At 50.8% G+C, this 15,929-nt stretch carries 11 protein-coding genes; all 11 read left to right on the forward strand.

Features of this window, described 5'->3' with window-relative positions; genetic code table 11:
- Window positions 1-70: 70 nt before the first annotated feature.
- On the forward strand, window positions 71-1,948 hold the full coding sequence (locus ACN4EG_RS08510; protein WP_431628914.1) for a lipoxygenase family protein: 1,878 nt from the start codon (window positions 71-73) through the stop codon (window positions 1,946-1,948).
- Window positions 1,949-2,058: 110 nt separating this feature from the next.
- Window positions 2,059-3,858: a lipoxygenase family protein gene (locus tag ACN4EG_RS08515; protein WP_431628915.1), complete on the forward strand. Its 1,800-nt coding sequence runs from the start codon at window positions 2,059-2,061 to the stop codon at window positions 3,856-3,858.
- A 146-nt stretch (window positions 3,859-4,004) separates the two neighbouring features.
- Window positions 4,005-9,767, forward strand: coding sequence for an AAA family ATPase (locus ACN4EG_RS08520; protein WP_431628916.1), 5,763 nt, complete (start codon window positions 4,005-4,007; stop codon window positions 9,765-9,767).
- Window positions 9,768-9,952: 185 nt separating this feature from the next.
- Complete coding sequence (locus ACN4EG_RS08525) at window positions 9,953-11,182, forward strand: DUF445 domain-containing protein (RefSeq protein ID WP_431628917.1); 1,230 nt, start codon at window positions 9,953-9,955, stop codon at window positions 11,180-11,182.
- A gap of 677 nt (window positions 11,183-11,859) precedes the next feature.
- Window positions 11,860-12,198 (forward strand): NADH-quinone oxidoreductase subunit K, encoded by a 339-nt coding sequence (locus ACN4EG_RS08530; RefSeq protein ID WP_431628918.1) that lies wholly within the window; start codon window positions 11,860-11,862, stop codon window positions 12,196-12,198.
- A complete protein-coding gene (locus tag ACN4EG_RS08535; protein WP_431628919.1) occupies window positions 12,195-13,697 on the forward strand; it encodes a cation:proton antiporter in 1,503 nt (500 codons plus the stop codon). Before ACN4EG_RS08530 ends, ACN4EG_RS08535 begins: the two co-directional genes overlap by 4 nt.
- A gap of 50 nt (window positions 13,698-13,747) precedes the next feature.
- Window positions 13,748-14,098: a cation:proton antiporter gene (locus ACN4EG_RS08540; protein ID WP_431628920.1), complete on the forward strand. Its 351-nt coding sequence runs from the start codon at window positions 13,748-13,750 to the stop codon at window positions 14,096-14,098.
- The gene (locus tag ACN4EG_RS08545) at window positions 14,095-14,352 is read left to right on the forward strand and encodes a hypothetical protein (RefSeq protein ID WP_431628921.1); all 258 of its coding nucleotides are present in this window, start codon (window positions 14,095-14,097) and stop codon (window positions 14,350-14,352) included. The genes ACN4EG_RS08540 and ACN4EG_RS08545 overlap by 4 nt, the downstream gene beginning before the upstream one ends.
- Window positions 14,353-14,381: 29 nt before the next feature.
- Window positions 14,382-14,648 carry a monovalent cation/H(+) antiporter subunit G gene (locus tag ACN4EG_RS08550; protein WP_431628969.1) on the forward strand — a complete coding sequence of 89 codons (267 nt, stop codon included), beginning with the start codon at window positions 14,382-14,384 and terminating at the stop codon, window positions 14,646-14,648.
- Window positions 14,641-15,264, forward strand: coding sequence for a DUF4040 domain-containing protein (locus ACN4EG_RS08555; protein WP_431628922.1), 624 nt, complete (start codon window positions 14,641-14,643; stop codon window positions 15,262-15,264). Before ACN4EG_RS08550 ends, ACN4EG_RS08555 begins: the two co-directional genes overlap by 8 nt.
- The gene (locus ACN4EG_RS08560; RefSeq protein WP_431628923.1) at window positions 15,264-15,923 is read left to right on the forward strand and encodes a Na(+)/H(+) antiporter subunit B; all 660 of its coding nucleotides are present in this window, start codon (window positions 15,264-15,266) and stop codon (window positions 15,921-15,923) included. Before ACN4EG_RS08555 ends, ACN4EG_RS08560 begins: the two co-directional genes overlap by 1 nt.
- The last annotated feature ends 6 nt before the right edge of the window (window positions 15,924-15,929 follow it).

The following is a 15,929-nucleotide window of genomic DNA, read 5'->3' on the forward strand; positions in this document are numbered from 1 at the left end:
TTATTAGAGAAACGATTAGTCTTTCAATTAATGGTTCGTGTTTGGGTCAACCTCATTTTCTAGATCAGCTGTGTTTCCAACTCTGCCTCAAAGCGATCGCAATCCCGCTGCCCGTCAGGCTCAACTTAACCGAGCGCGGGCCAAATATACCTTTGTCCATGCCTATCAGAGTGATGACTGTTCCCAGGGAGTGGGGTTGCTGGCTGATTTGCCCTACGACCAGCAATTTACCTTGCCTTACTTGGCCCAGGTTTTGACAGTAGATAGTACGCTCTTGGCAAACCAAGCCGCGATCGACTTGGAATTTCTGACGGGGGCGTCGCAGGGCAGCGTGACGATCAACGATTGGTTCAGCTTAGCGAAATCGCTGACCGATCGCGCCTTTTTCCTAGCGCAACCTACAAAGGCAGCTCGACGCATTGCCGATAGTTTTCCACTGAACTTGGAGAAATACAACGCCCTCTTTGCGTTGATTGGCCAACCCGAAATTGTCAGTGTTTACCGTCAATCCCAGAGCCAACGAGATCGGGCCTTTGCTTGGCAGCGATTGGCCGGAGCCAACCCCATGGTATTGCGGGGAATCACAACCCTGTCTGCTCCCGATCGAACTTGGATAACAGGCTGTAACGGTGAAGAAATCCTGGCTCCCCTGCCGCCGGGAGTCATGCCCGCCAATTTCCCCGTGGACAATGCCCTGTACCAACGGGTCATGGGAACCCAAGACTCCTTAGAAAAAGCTGCCGCCGAACATCGCCTCTACCTCGCGGACTATCGCCTGCTGATGAATTTGCCCCAGGGAACATGGCGGAAGAACGGGTTGCCGCAAGATCGCTATCTCTATGCCCCCTTGGCGCTGTTTGCTTGGCAACCGGGGGACGATCGCACCTTGGGAGCATTCAAACCCGTGGCCATTCAGTGCCAGCAATGGCCCGTGGATGCCTCCAATCCTATCTTTACTCCCTTGGATGGCTACCGCTGGCAAATGGCGCAAACGGTGGTGCAATGCGCCGATGGAGTCTTGCAGGAAATGGTGCATCACTTGGGCTATACCCATATGGTGATTGAAGCGGCGATCGTGGCCGCTTACCGTAACCTAGCTCCCTCCCATCCGATCTATGTCCTCCTCGATCCCCATTTCCAATTCACCCTCGCCCTGAACGACTACGCCACCAAACACTTGATTGCGCCGGGGGGCCAAGTCGATGCCCTATTTGGTACCACGCTCGAGGGATCATTAACGGCCTTGGTGCGGGGACTGCGGGAATATAACTTTAGTCGGGCTGCTCCTCCGAAAGAGCTGGCCGATCGCAGAGTCGATAATGTTCTGGGACTCCCGGACTACCCCTACCGTGACGATGCCCTGCGGGTCTGGCAGCCACTGCAACAATTTGTCCAGCGTTATGTAGCACTGTATTACGGCAGTGATGAGGATGTGCAGCAGGATTGGGAATTGCAGCACTTTTTGCAAGCCTTTGGCGATCCCCAACAGGGTAATATTTCCGGTGTGCCCACGCCATTGACCACCCGTGAGCAATTGGTAGAGGCGGTGGCAACGCTGATTTTCACGGCAACGGCTCAGCATTCGGCCTTGAACTATGCGCAGTTCCCGTTTATGGGCTATGTGCCTAATTTGACAGGTGCCCTCTATGCGCCTGCCCCCACCCAGGACACCCCACAGGCACAAAGCAGCTGGCTAGCCATGCTGCCGCCGACCTCCCAAGCATTACAGCAATTCGTCATCCTCTATCAACTTTCCAATGTGCGGTTTTCTGTCCTGGGACAGTATGAGCCCTTTTATTTTGAGGATCGGCGGGTGGATGGGTTGGTGCAAAAGTTGCGTCAGGAGTTAGCCCTTGCAGAAACGGCGATGCAAAACGTCGATCAATATCGATTTTTGTCCTATCCCTACCTGCAGCCTTCGACGATCGGGAATAGTATTTTTATTTAAAAATGGATTCATTTAATGCTGTATTTCTAGTCTTGATTTTGTTGAGGATTCCGTTTTAGCAACTGGCTTAATTTTCCAATCTTGGCTGTATTTATTTATCAAACACCGCTATGTTGTTTTCCCTCGATCCCTTAATGCCCTCCTTGCCCCAGGATGATCCCTGCCCCGATGGGCGAGCGGCCTGCCTTGCGGCGAGTCGTGCCATCTATCAATTTGATACCAGCTACGCCGATGTGGGTTTTGTACAACAGGTGCCGATTTGGGATCAGTTTTCTCCGGACTATCTGGCTACCTTTGCTAAGCTCCAGGGGATCGTTTACGCCAACCAAGCGGTTGCCACAGTCCAGCAATGCCAGTGGGCACCGGAGGGGGGATTCCGGTTTGCGGTGAACCAAATGCGATCGCGGCTGCAAGATCGGGAATTGCAATCCCTGTATGGGCCCAGCCGAGATCCTCGCGTTCCCACCTTTGACGAACGCGCGCCCCTGTCCATTACCGACTATGAACAACTGTTCCAACTGATTGCGCCACCACCCAATCGCTACCGTTGGCAGGAGGATTGGGCCTTTGCTTGGCAACGCATTGCGGGAACTGCACCAATTTTGATTCGATCGGTCCAGGAGGCGCTGCCGGAGAATTTGCCAGTGACGGAAGCCCACATGCAGCGGGCCACGGGTGGGCGCGATAGTCTAGCCGCCGCCTTGGCCGAGGGACGGTTGTTTATTGTCGATTTTTCGATTTTGCAGGGGATTGCAGCGGGGATTACCGATCACTATCGCAAGTATCTCTATGCCCCGATCGTACTGCTCCGGTGGGATCCCCAGGCAACCTGTCCCCCCGGTGGCCCGCCCGGTCGGCTGCTGCCCGTTGCCATCCAATGCGGTCAAGTTCCCAATCCCCAAACGCCGATTTTGACCCCTGCCGATGGGGTGGCTTGGGAGATGGCCAAGGTCGTTGTGCAAAGCGCAGACAGTAACTATCACGGGGTGGTTGAACATTTGGGGCGCTGCCATATGATGGCGGCTTGGATTGCCCTCTATACCTTCCGTCATCTAGCTCCCAGCCATCCGCTGCGGGTATTGCTGACGCCCCATTTCCAGTTCACGTTGGCGGTGAATGTGCCCACCCGATCGCTCCTGTCCCCCGGTGGCCGCACGCCCCGTCTCCAGGCTGTGAGTTTGGAGAGTGCGATTCAACTGGTGAAGCGGGGATTCGCAGAGTTTGATTGGAATGCGTTAACCCCGCCTACGGACTTTAGCCGCCGGGGCGTTCTCGATCGCGATGTGCTACCCGTTTATCCCTACCGGGATGATGCCCTGCCACAGTGGGAGGCGATTCGGGCCTTTGTGGGAGATTATGTGGCCCTCTATTACAGTAGCGATCGGGATGTGACGGAGGACTTTGAACTTCAGGATTGGTTCCGCCACATGGGCAGCGGCGAAGGGGCCCAAATCAAGGGCATGGGACGGGATGGGCAGGTGGCAACCCGTGAGGACTTAGCCGATCTTGTGGCGCAAATTATCTTCCGGGTGACGGTGTTCCATGCGCTGATTAACTACACGGTGTTTCCCGCGATGGCCTTTGTGCCCAACATGCCCACAGCAATTTATGGGCCAGCTCCTACCTCAAGTGAGGGGTATCAACCGGATGATCTGCTCCCACTTTTGCCGCCGATGGCCATTGCCTTGGACACCCTTAGCGATGTCTATGTGGTGGGTCACTTACGCTGCAATCAGCTAGGGCAATACGCGCCCTGCCATTTTGTCGATCGGCGGGTGCGTCCGTTGGTAGTGCGGTTACAAAATCGTCTGGCGCAAATTGAACAGGAGATTCAGTCATCCAATCAGTATCGTCTGGCTCCGTTTGAAATCCTATTGCCATCTAACATTCCCCAGAGCATTCACATTTAGATTGATTTTTAGGTGGCTTACGTCTGATTTTAGATAACTTTAGTGTTTTTAGAATGCTTAAATTTGGCTTTAAATAATTCATCCCACTGTTTTAGGAATCGGGTTTCATTTGTTGGATTAGATATTTTATTTTTTGCGATTTTTCCATGGAAATTCCGGGTTACAGCGACCTACAATTTCGGTGTGAGGGCAGTCATTGTACGATTTATTCTGCCTATCGGGCAGATGGATTGCCAGTGATTTTGAAATATCTTCGCAATCCCTACCCCAGTCCCACAGAGGTCGCGCGTTTTCGTCGGGAATACGAGATTACCCGCCAGTTCCAGGAATCGGGCATTATTCGCTGTCTAGATCTCATCGATCGGGGCAATCAGTTTGTCATGGTTTTAGAGGATTTTGGTGGCTTGGATTTAGATCATTTTTTAACGATCGCGTCACCCTTCTCGATCGACCAGTGCCTAGACTTGATGCTACGGCTCGCCCGCAGCCTAGGGGAAGTCCACCGGGCCTTAATCATTCACAAAGACATTAATCCTTCTAACATTGTTTGGAATCCCCAAACCAATACGTTAAAGCTGATTGACTTTGGCATCGCTAGTCAGCTATCGCGGGAAACGCCCAGCTTAACTGATATTCGGGTTTTAGAAGGCACCTTGGCCTATATTTCTCCAGAACAAACGGGGCGGATGAATCGATCGGTGGATTTTCGATCGGACTTCTATGCTTTGGGGGTCACCTTTTATCGCATCCTCACGGGCCAACTGCCCTTTCCGGTCGCCAATCCGCTGGAAATGATTCATGCCCAGATTGCCCGATCGCCCATCCCTCCCCAAGAGGTGCGATCGGAGATTCCCCAGGTTGTTGCCCAGATTGTCCTGAAGTTGATGGCTAAAAATGCCGATGATCGCTACCAAAGCACCTACGGCTTAGTTCAGGATTTGCAGCGCTGCTACCAGGATTGGCAAAGCCAAGGCCAGGTGCCCCCCTTCGACCTGGGCCAAGCGGATGTTCCCGATCGGCTCATTCTCTCCCAAACCCTCTATGGCCGCGAAGCCGATCTTCAGCAATTGATGGCTGCCTTTGAGCGCTGTCGCCAAGGATCGGTCGAACTGGTGATCGTGGCGGGTTACTCCGGGATTGGCAAAACCTCCCTGGTGAATGAAATGCACCGCCCTGTGACCGCCGCTCAGGGTGAATTTATCAAAGGGAAGTATGACCAATTTAATCGCAGCAAACCCTATGGCCCCCTGGCAGAAGCCCTGACCCAATTTGTGCAGCGATTGCTTACCCGCAGCGATCGTGAGTTGGCCCATTATCAAGAGGCATTGTTGGCGGCAGTGGGATCCAATGCGCGGCTGTTAATGGATTTGATTCCGGAGTTTGAACAAATTTTAGGGACTCCGCCCGCCCACCCAGAGGTTACTGAAACTGATGCAGAAACCCGCTTCATCATGTTGTTTCGTTACCTCCTACGCACCTTAGCCACCGCAGACCATCCGATCGTTCTGTTTATTGATGATTTGCAATGGGCTGATCTAGCCTTCGTCCGGTTATTACAGCGGCTTGTGACCGATCTTGAAGCAGGCTATTTGTTATTGGTGGGAGCCTACCGCGACCACGAAGTGAATGCGGCCCATCCATTAATGCTGTCTTTAGAAGAGATTCGTCAGAGTGGCAAAGTCTTTACGCACTTAAGCCTCACGCCCTTGAGCCAAGCCCACACCCGCCAACTGATTCAAGAAACCCTTCGCTTGCCTGATACCGTTACCCATCCTTTAGCCGATCTGTGCTTTCAGCGGACTCAAGGCAATCCCTTTTTTCTCAATCAATTACTGGAAACCCTCTATACCCGTGGTCTGTTGACGGTGGATCTTGACCAAGGTCGCTGGGTTTGGGATTTACAGGAAATTCAAGCCCAAGGTATGACGGAGGATGTCATCTCCTTTTTGATCGACAAAATGGGAGATCTGCCAAGGACAACGGTACAGATGTTGCAACAAGCGTCGGTGGTAGGCAGTCGGTTTGATCTGGCTAGCCTGACGATCTTGCTGGCCTTGGCTCCGGCCCAAGTGGTTAGCAATCTCCAACCTGCCTTGCACCAAGGGTTGATTGTGCGAGTGAATGATAGCCTTGAGCTGGAAACGGTCTATGACTTCGACTCCGATCCGGATTACAATCCCCGTTATCGATTTCTACACGATCGGGTGCAGCAGGCGGCCTATTCCCTCTTAAGTGCGGCGGAACGGGTAGAGGCGCACTACCATCTGGGACGGCAATTCCTCGCCCAGACTGCCCTCGTCCAGCCTCAGTCCCAGACGGATGCCCATCTGTTTGCTACGGTCAATCACCTGAATCAGGCCCAGGATCGGTTATCGCAAACCGATCGACTCACTTTAACCCGCCTCAACTTACAAGCGGGAATTAAAGCTAAACAGGCTGCAGCCTTTCAAGCCGCCTTGGAATTTTTGCTTACGGGGGTTCAGTTACTGTCGGCGGATGCTTGGCAACAGGATTACCCACTGGCCCATGCACTCTACACCGAGGCATCCATGGCCGCCTTCCTGGCCAACGAGTTAGCCACGATGGCGCAACTCAACCAACAGATTCTGCACCATGCCCGTCAGCCCTTGGATGCACTCCCCGTTCATGAGGTGACGGTGGGAGCATTGATTGCGCAGAACCAGTTAAATGACTCGATCGACTACACCCTCCAGGTACTCAAGGACGCTTGGGGCCAGCAACTCCCCAGCCATCCCACTTCGTTACAAGTACTAGGGCAATTTCTGCGAATCCAGTGGACTTTGCGGGGAAAAACCGCTGAGCAATTACAGGCACTGCCAGAGATGACCGATGCCGCCACGTTAGCGGTGATGCAATTGCAGCGAAATATTGTGTCACCGACTTACTATGCACGGCCTAATTTACTTCCGCTGATTACCTTCAGTTTTATTCGCGCCACCTTAACCCACGGGATTGCCCCGGAATCCGCCTATGCCTTTGCGCTAATGGGGGTCATCCACTGTACTTTGGGGAATGAACCTGAGGGCTATGCCATGGGCCAAATCGCGCTCAAACTGCGATCGCGCATTGCCAATCCCCTCCTGCGGAACCGAACGACTCATATTTTGAATGCCCATTTGTGCTTTTGGAAAGAACCCTATCGGAATGCCAAGGCGGGTCTACGAGAAACCTACAAACAGGCGCTGGAATATGGGGATATAGAATTTGCGGCCTTTTCTGGCATGATGTCCTGTGCCATGGCCTTTTACCAAGGGGAGTCCTTAGAAACGGTCAAGTCTGAAATGAGTGCCTTCAGTGCGATTATTTCAGATTTGGGGCAGGGTACCTCCCTCTACACCCACGAAATCCACCGTCAAACCGTATTTAATCTGACGGGGGACTGTGCCGATCCCAGTTGCTTGGTGGGTACAGCCTACAACGAAGATGAGGCGGTTCCCCTGCATCAGCAAGCCTCGGATGTCTCCAATTTGTCCACTTACTGGTGTACCAAAACCATTTTGCATCTAGTACTCGGCGATTATGAGCTAGCCGCTCAGGCCGCCGATGCCAACCGCCAATACCTCAGTGGGGCAACGACAACGGTTTATGTAGCCAATTATTTCGCCTATGATGCGCTGATTCAAGCCCAAGTCTACGCCCAGAAAACCGCGCCGGTTCAGCGCAAGTTACTGCATCGGATCAAGCAAAATCGTCGGAAATTGTCTCGCTGGGCAGCCATGGCTCCGATGAATTTGAGTCAACAATTGGCCCTTGTGGATGCGGAATTAGCGCGGTTACAAAATCGTCCTAATGTGGCGATCGAAGGCTATGAGCGGGCGATCGCCCTAGCACAGCAAAATGGATTTTTGCACCACGAAGCGCTGGCCTCGGAATTGGCGGGACGGTTTTCTCTCCGTCGTAACTATCCCAAGCTAGCCCTAGCTTATTTGCGGGATGCCCGTTATCTATATCAACAATGGGGTGCGATCGCAAAAGTCAAGCGCTTAGAGGCAGCCTATCCAGAACTGCGTCAGGACGATAGTTCGATCGGGCAGCGGCGCGTCAGTTTAGACACGACTAGCGGAACTAGTAATTTATCGCTAGATTTTGAATCTGTAATTCGTGCCAGTCAGGCTATTTCCAATGAAATTGTTCTGGAACAGTTGCTACAAACGCTAATGAAAACCGTACTGGCAACGGCGGGCGCTCAAACGGGATTGTTGCTGCTAGAACAAGCTGGAACTTGGCAGGTGATTGCTGCTGATGGGGTAGAGGGAGCGGAGGTGCCATCCCTCGCAGAAGCGACCTTTGCTCCGGCGATCGTGAATTATGTCATCAAGTGTCGAGACAGTGTGGTTTTGAAGGATGCTAGCCAAGAAGGGGCATTTATGAATGATCCCTACGTGGTCAGTCATAGGCCGAAATCCATTCTCTGTGCACCGTTATTAAACCAGGGGCAACTAAATGGGATTTTGTATCTGGAAAATAATCTAACAACGGGTGCATTTACCCCAGAACGGGTTGAAGTGCTCCAAATTCTATCTAGTCAAGCAGCGATTTCGCTACAAAATTCTCAACTTTACGTAACCTTAGGGCAGCAGAATCAGGCATTAGAACAAGCTAAGAATCAATTGGCGGACTATTCGCGCACCCTAGAACAAAAGGTTCAGGAACGCACCCAGGAACTCTCCCAGACCCTAGAGGTGTTGAAGGCGACCCAGGCGGAACTGCGCTTTGAAAATGAATTACTGCGCAGTGCTGAAGCCCCCAGTGCCTACACCTATCAGGTGGGGGGAAGTTTGCCGATGGATGCCCCGACCTATGTGGTGCGATCGTCCGATCGTTACCTCTACAAAGCCCTGCACCAAGGCCAATTTTGCTATGTCCTAAACTCCCGACAAATGGGGAAATCGAGTTTGATGGTACGCATGCTACAGCAACTCCAACAGGAAGGCTACAGCTGTACTGCGATCGATTTAACGCTTTTAGGGAGCGAAACCGTGACCCCGGAGCAATGGTACAAGGGGCTAGCGGTACAGCTCTGGCAAGGCTTTGATTTACTAGGACGGGTGAACCTCAAAGCCTGGTGGAACGATCGCTTAGATATTTCGCCCGTGCAGCGGCTAGGGCAGTTTTTAGGTGAGGTGTTGTTAACTGAAGTGGGTACGGATGAAATGCCCAATTCCCGAAAGCTTGTGATTTTCTTAGATGAAATTGACAGTGTGCTGGGGTTACCGTTCTCGGCGAATGACTTTTTTGGGTTAATTCGTGCTTGCTATAACCAACGCAGCTTCAATTCAATCTGGAATCGGTTAACCTTTACGCTGCTGGGGGTGGCAACACCTTCAGCATTAATTACGGACATTCAGCGCACACCGTTCAATATTGGCCAAGCCATTCTATTAGAAGGATTTAAAGAGCATGAAGCACAACCGTTATTAAATGGGTTAACAGATCAGGTGAATAATCCACAGATATTTCTGAAGGCATTGCTCTTTTGGACGAATGGACAACCCTTTTTAACTCAGAAACTCTGTCAATTGGTGCGAAGTGAGCGGCAGCCTATTCCACTCAACCAAGAAACAGAATGGGTCGCCAACCTAGTACAAACTCGATTGATCGATCGCTGGGAGTCTCAAGATGAGCCAGAACATCTCCGCACGATCTCCGATCGACTGCTCCACGGCCCATTTCCCGCAACCCATCTCCTCAGTTTGTATCGTCAAATTCTTGAGGCGGAGTCGATCGTTTTACCCAATAGTCCTGAGACGGAGGAACTGTTATTATCTGGCGTGATCCGCAAATATCAAGGGCAATTTCAGATCAGTAATCGCATTTACGCAGCAGTGTTTAACCAGGCTTGGATTGAAGCCATGATGTCCCTGGAAACAAGTACTGAATCCCTATGAAGGCACAAAAATCGATGGTGTAGTAGAAAGTGGGATCAGTGAGGGCGGCATCGCGCCACGCCCCTTTCGCTTGATAGGACGGGAGTGGGCTGGAGCATCATAGACCAAGCCTGCTGATTTTCCACACAAAGCGCTCCCCCTTTCGCTAAGCTAGATCATGGGTGATTCGCGCTAGGACGGCTGAAATGAAACTTGCAGACCTTTGGCCTTGGGTTCTGCCCCCGATCGTTGGTGGCATCATTGGTTACTTCACCAACGACATTGCCATTCGCATGTTATTCCGCCCCTACCGCCCTTGGTACATCGGCAACTTCCGCGTTCCCTTCACCCCCGGCGTCATTCCCCGTAACCAAGCCAAACTCGCCAAACGCATCGCCGACACCATCATGGGCTCCCTCCTGACTCCCGATGAGATCCACGGCATTGCCCAACGCCTGCTCAAAGTTGAACGAGTCCAAGCCGCCATTCTTTGGATTCTCCGCCTCGTCCTGGATCAACTGCAAACTGGCAAAGAAGAAAATACCACTAAAGTTCTTGCGAATATCCTGCGGGATTTATTCGGTGACTCCCTTCCCCGGTTGTTGCAAGTCCTCGCTCAACGGGAACATTTTTTAGAGGATCAACTGAATCAGATTTTCGATCGAATCTTACTTGAATTTCAACTCACCGAAGAACAGGCCAATCACCTCTCCGTTTGGCTGCTCACCTCCGTCCTGCCCCCCGATGTCCTACGGCAAATCCTCGTCGATTTTCTCACCGATCGCAATATCCAAATCCTCGACGATCGCTTCCGCGAAAAAACCAGCGGTACCTACTGGGTCGTTGCCAATTTATTCGGCATGCGTAATTCCCTCATCCGCCTCCGCACCTTTTGCCTCGACGATCGGGAAGCCACCAATGCTATTATTCAAGACCTGATCATTTCCCTGCGCATTCAACAACGCTTCCAAGAGTTTTTCTACGACTTCTCCCTGCAAACCCTACCCGTCTCCACTGTCCGCCAACTGCGCCGCACCCTACGGGACAGCGTCCGCACCTATCTGCGCGATCGGGGGGCTGACCTGTTGCAAGGGTTAAGTTCCTCGGTTAATTGGGAAAATGTCGCCTCAGTTGTTCTCAAACGATTGCAAACTCTTAGTACCGTTAGCGAATCATTGGATGTTGTGAGTTGGGAAATTGCGAATGTTTTGGAACGCTACCTAGAACGGGATTTAGAAAATATTGTGATTGAAGTTCTTCCCATTCTGGACATCGATCAAGTGATTATTAACCGAGTCGTGGCCACTCCACCCGCAGAAATGGAAGCGGGAATTAACGAACTTGTGCAGACTGAACTCCAAGCGATCGTCAACTTAGGGGGCGTCCTCGGGGTCGCGATCGGGTTACTGCAAACGCTCTCCTTGCTCTGGCGTTAGAAAATTCTTAAACGCTTACCGTGAGTTCCAAAAATCGACAATTGAAATTTTTGATAGTTACTAGTGATTAAAGCTCATTAAACCGTTGCGTGGCAGAGAGGAGGAATATCTAATACCTAAAATTATGATTTCTCTATACCTATGAGCCTTCTTGAACTTTGTTATCGGAAGCCATTGCTGAGAGACTTGATTAATGATAATAGTTTTATTATTGAACCCTATCAAGCTATCTAAAAAAATCTATTACTTCCATGGAGGTTTGCAAAGAGTAATGAGAGATCCTGCGTAGAAGTTCTACGATCGGGATTTCAGCCTAATCTGTCTATTGTTCATTTATGCGTTCATACCCTCACTCAACAGCTTGTTACAATTTTTTGTTCATTTAAATGTATTTCAGTCAAGTTCTTTGATGGACTGTATACAAGCGGAGTTAGGCTGTGACACGGATGAATGTAATGGAGTTGTTACTCCGATAAATCGTCGAACGATACAAGTTAAGCTGGAATCCGATTCAGATCCCTGTCGCACAATTCAGTTTATTCAATAGGATTCAATGATGGAAAATATGATGCAAGAGGGTCTTCTCTTGTATCAAGCATCCGTCATTCGAAACATATCGATCATGAGCCATTTCATGAGCCATTACTGTCAATCTATTCCATGATTAGGCAAATTCTATGGTGTTGGAAGCATTTGTTTTTGCAACGATCTTGTGTGGCTTTTTTGGCATCTTGCTGAAAAAGAATTTGCTCATGAAAATTATCGCAATGGATGTGATGAGCACCGGCGTCGTGACGTATTACGTTGTGATTTCAGGCCGGGACGGGGTTTTCACGCCCATCTTGACGGAGCCAGCCCCCGCAGGAGCCTACGCCGATCCAGTGCCGCAAGCGGTGATCTTGACCGCGATCGTGATTGGGCTGTCTATTCAGGCACTCATGCTCGTCGGTGCCATGAAACTATCACGAGATAATCCGACCTTAGAGTGTCACGAGATCGAAAAGAGTAATACATGATGAATCACTGGATCAACTATTGGACCCTTGCTTGGATTGCCTGTCCCTTTTTGCTCGGTTTCATTGTTTACCTATTGCCCAACATTAGCCGCTACGTTGCCCTATTGGGGGCATTGTCCTCTGCGGCCTATGCAACACAGCTCTTTCTAGCCAAATCCCCCGTTAGTTTAAAGCTTTTGGATCATTTTGGCGTTAGCTTGCTGCTTGATCCATTAACTGCATTTTTTATTTTAACGAATGCATTAGTGACAGCGGCGGTGCTGTTCTATTGCTGGAAGCGTGATAAATCTCCATTCTTCTATGCTCAAGTTTTACTTCTGCATGGCAGCGTTAACTCCGCCTTCGCCTGTGCAGACTTCATGAGCTTATATGTAGCCCTGGAAGTTATTAGCATTGCGACATTTCTGTTAATTGCCTATCCCCGCAGCGATCGCTCCCTGTGGATTGGTTTACGCTACTTGTTTATCAGTAACGTGGCCATGTTGTTCTATCTGGTCGGAACGGTGCTGGTTTACAAAGCCCACCATTCCTTTGACTTTGCAGGGCTACGAGGAGCCCCCCCAGAAGCGATCGCCTTAATTCTCTTGGGGTTATTGGTGAAGGGCGGCATCTTTGTTTCGGGGTTATGGTTGCCCCTGACCCACTCAGAATCTGATTCACCCGTGTCTGCGTTGATGTCCGGCGTGGTCGTCAAAGCGGCCATTTTACCCCTGGCGCGGTGTGCTCTGTTGTTGGAAGAAATTGACCCGATCGTCCGCATTTTTGGAGTAGGAACGGCGGTCTTTGGTGTGGCCTATGCCGTGGTGGAAAAGGATGCCAAACGCATGTTGGCGTTCCATACCATTTCGCAATTAGGCTTTATTTTGGCAGCCCCAGAAGTCGGCGGATTCTATGCCCTCACCCATGGTCTGGTTAAAGCGGCTCTATTCCTGATCGTTGGCCAGTTACCCAGCCGCAACCTCAAGGAATTGCAACATCAACCGATTCCCCTTGCACTCTGGGGCGCAGTGGTGGCAGCCAGCTTCTCCATCTCCGGTTTTCCCCTCTTGGCCGGATTTGGGGCCAAGGTATTAACCATGAAAAATCTCTTGCCCTGGCAAGTGGTGGGCATGAACATTGCCGCCTTGGGCACCGCCATCTCCTTCGCAAAATTCATTTTCCTGCCGGTTCAAGCCCCGTCCTGGGCGCTGTCAGGGTCACCCAGCCCAACTCCGCCCGTCCCAGCCCCAAAACCGATGCCCGTTCTTTCCTTGAGCTTCTGGGCTGCCATCTTGATATTACTAGGCGGCTTGGTGGGGGCCAACTTGGTCTACTACGACGCCTACACCCTCCAGAATGTGGTCAAACCCCTCGCCACGATCGCGCTGGGATGGTTGGCTTACTGGTTCATCTTTCGTCGCTGGATCGTGAAATTGCCCCGTATGTTCGAACAATTTGACCACCTTATTGGGGTGATGAGTCTCAGTTTAGTCCTGTTATTTTGGATGGTGCTGACATGATTGGACATTTCATTTTCAGGTTAACTATTTGGTTGTTACTAACTGCTAATTTGAGTCTCGTTAACATTGCCATTGGGGTCGCCATTGCCATCTTCTTGCCTCGGGGAACTGCTTCACCAGAACGTCTAAAAGATTTGCTACAGGGCTTAGGAAAAATCATTTTGGCCATTCCCCAAGCCTATGCCGAAGCTTTTGACTTAATCCTACGGCCCCATACCCACGAAGATGTCATTTTGGAGCGCGTCTCCTCCCGTCGATCTCAAGGATTAGTCTTTTTAGACATTTTTCTGATCACTTTTACCCCCAAGACAACGGTTTTGAAATATCGCGATGAGGGCTGGTACGAAGTCCACCGTGTTTGTCGCAAACCCCATGTGTCCAAACCTGAGGCTTTATCATGATCCTCAATCTATTTCTATTTGCCATGATTGCGGCCTTGGTGATTCCCCTATACGAATCCTGGCGGAATGAAGATATTTGGCAAATGATGTTGGCTTTTTCGAGCGTTTCGACCAAAGCTTCGGTGATGATTTTACTGATTTCTGTATTGCGAGATGACTGGATGATTGGCATTGTCGGTGTCATTATCCTCAGCGTAGGCAATGCAGGATTAATGCTATTGGCACATATTGTGAAACAACTGGGAGAGCCTTAATGCAGATACTAAGCTATGGTTGCATTGCGATGGGACTGGTGTTTTGGTTTTGGGGAACGTCATCGTTACTGAGTCGTCGATCGGTTCTTTTTAAATTGCATAACCTCTCAGTCTCCGATACGTTAGGTTCCATTAGCATCATGGTTGGGTTATTGCTTCTACGCCCCCGAGAATGGCCCCTTTTGCTCCTTGCGATTCTATCCCTCGTTTTCTGGAACACGATGCTGGGATATGTGCTGGCTTACTGCTCCAGCAGTCCGCGACTGGATTCCCACCTGGAGAGGAATAATGACTGATAGTTATATTTACTGGATTGTAGCCCTACTGCCCCTGGCAGCATCTATGGTTGTGGTGCAAACGAACCCCTACCATGCTTTGATTTTGCGGGGCGTGCTAGGGGCCATTTCAGCCTTGATTTATGCAATTCTAGGGGCGGCAGATGTTGCCTTAACTGAAGCATTAGTCGGAACTTTGCTTGCAGTTACGTTATATGCCATCACCGTTCGATCGTCTCTAGTGTTCCGTCTAGGCGTGCTGCGACAGGAGGATGAGGCCATGCAGACCCACCCGGACGGTGTGGAACAGCATGATTTTCAACAGCTTCTGACAATCCTCCGACGTCTTTTTAAGCCCTACTACATGCAAGTAGAATGGATCACTTATGACGATCGAGGGGCTTTGCTCAAAGCTATGAAAAACCGGGAAATTCATGCTACTTGGCTGCCAGTAGACGACCTTTCTTCCCCGGCCCCAACCCACACGATCACCGTCCGCATCCAGCGTCTCTATGAGATCCTCCAATCTGGGATAGACTCTCCCAATATTCACTTAACCTATGTTGATTTAGGAACCTCGCTTGCAGCCCTCCCAACCCTGAATTCCGCCCCTGCAAATTCCCAGGAGATACAGTGATGAAATGGATTTATCTCATAGCAGGATTGGTATTCTATGTCAAAATGCTCTGGATGAATAATCCACAGCCAACTTTACCGTTTTCTGCGGTGCAGGCAATCGCGCAAGATAGCGCTATCCCTAACGTTGTGTCCGGCATTATTTTATACAATCGCCTTTATGACACGATTTTTGAGGTCATTGTCTTTACGATCGCCATCATGGGAGCGCATTTTTTGCTAGCCAATGAGCGACCCTCGGTCCAAATTCACCAATTTACCGATTCTTCCTCCATGCTTCTGGCTCGGCTTGGCGCAACCATTGCAGCCTTGGTGGGAATTGAATTGGCCATTCGAGGGCACTTGAGTCCCGGTGGAGGCTTTGCCGCAGGGGTTGCCGGGGGAACGGCGATCGGGTTGGTGGCTATGACATCCTCCCTAGAAGGTATGCAGGCTGTCTATCAACGCTGGCGCGTGGCGACTTGGGAAAAAATTTCGGTTCTAGTTTTCATTGTGCTGGCTATGCTTACCCTGGCCGGTATCGAACTTCCCCGAGGACAGATGGGAGAATTGCTCAGCGGCGGCATCATTCCCATCCTCAATATTTTAGTGGCTATTAAGGTGACGTTAGGCTCCTGGGCAGTCGTATTACTGTTTATCCGCTATCGTGGCCTGCTGTAGCAATGC

Origin of the sequence: Alkalinema pantanalense CENA528 (assembly GCF_050753345.1) — a bacterium.
GTDB lineage: Bacteria > Cyanobacteriota > Cyanobacteriia > Leptolyngbyales > Leptolyngbyaceae > Alkalinema > Alkalinema pantanalense.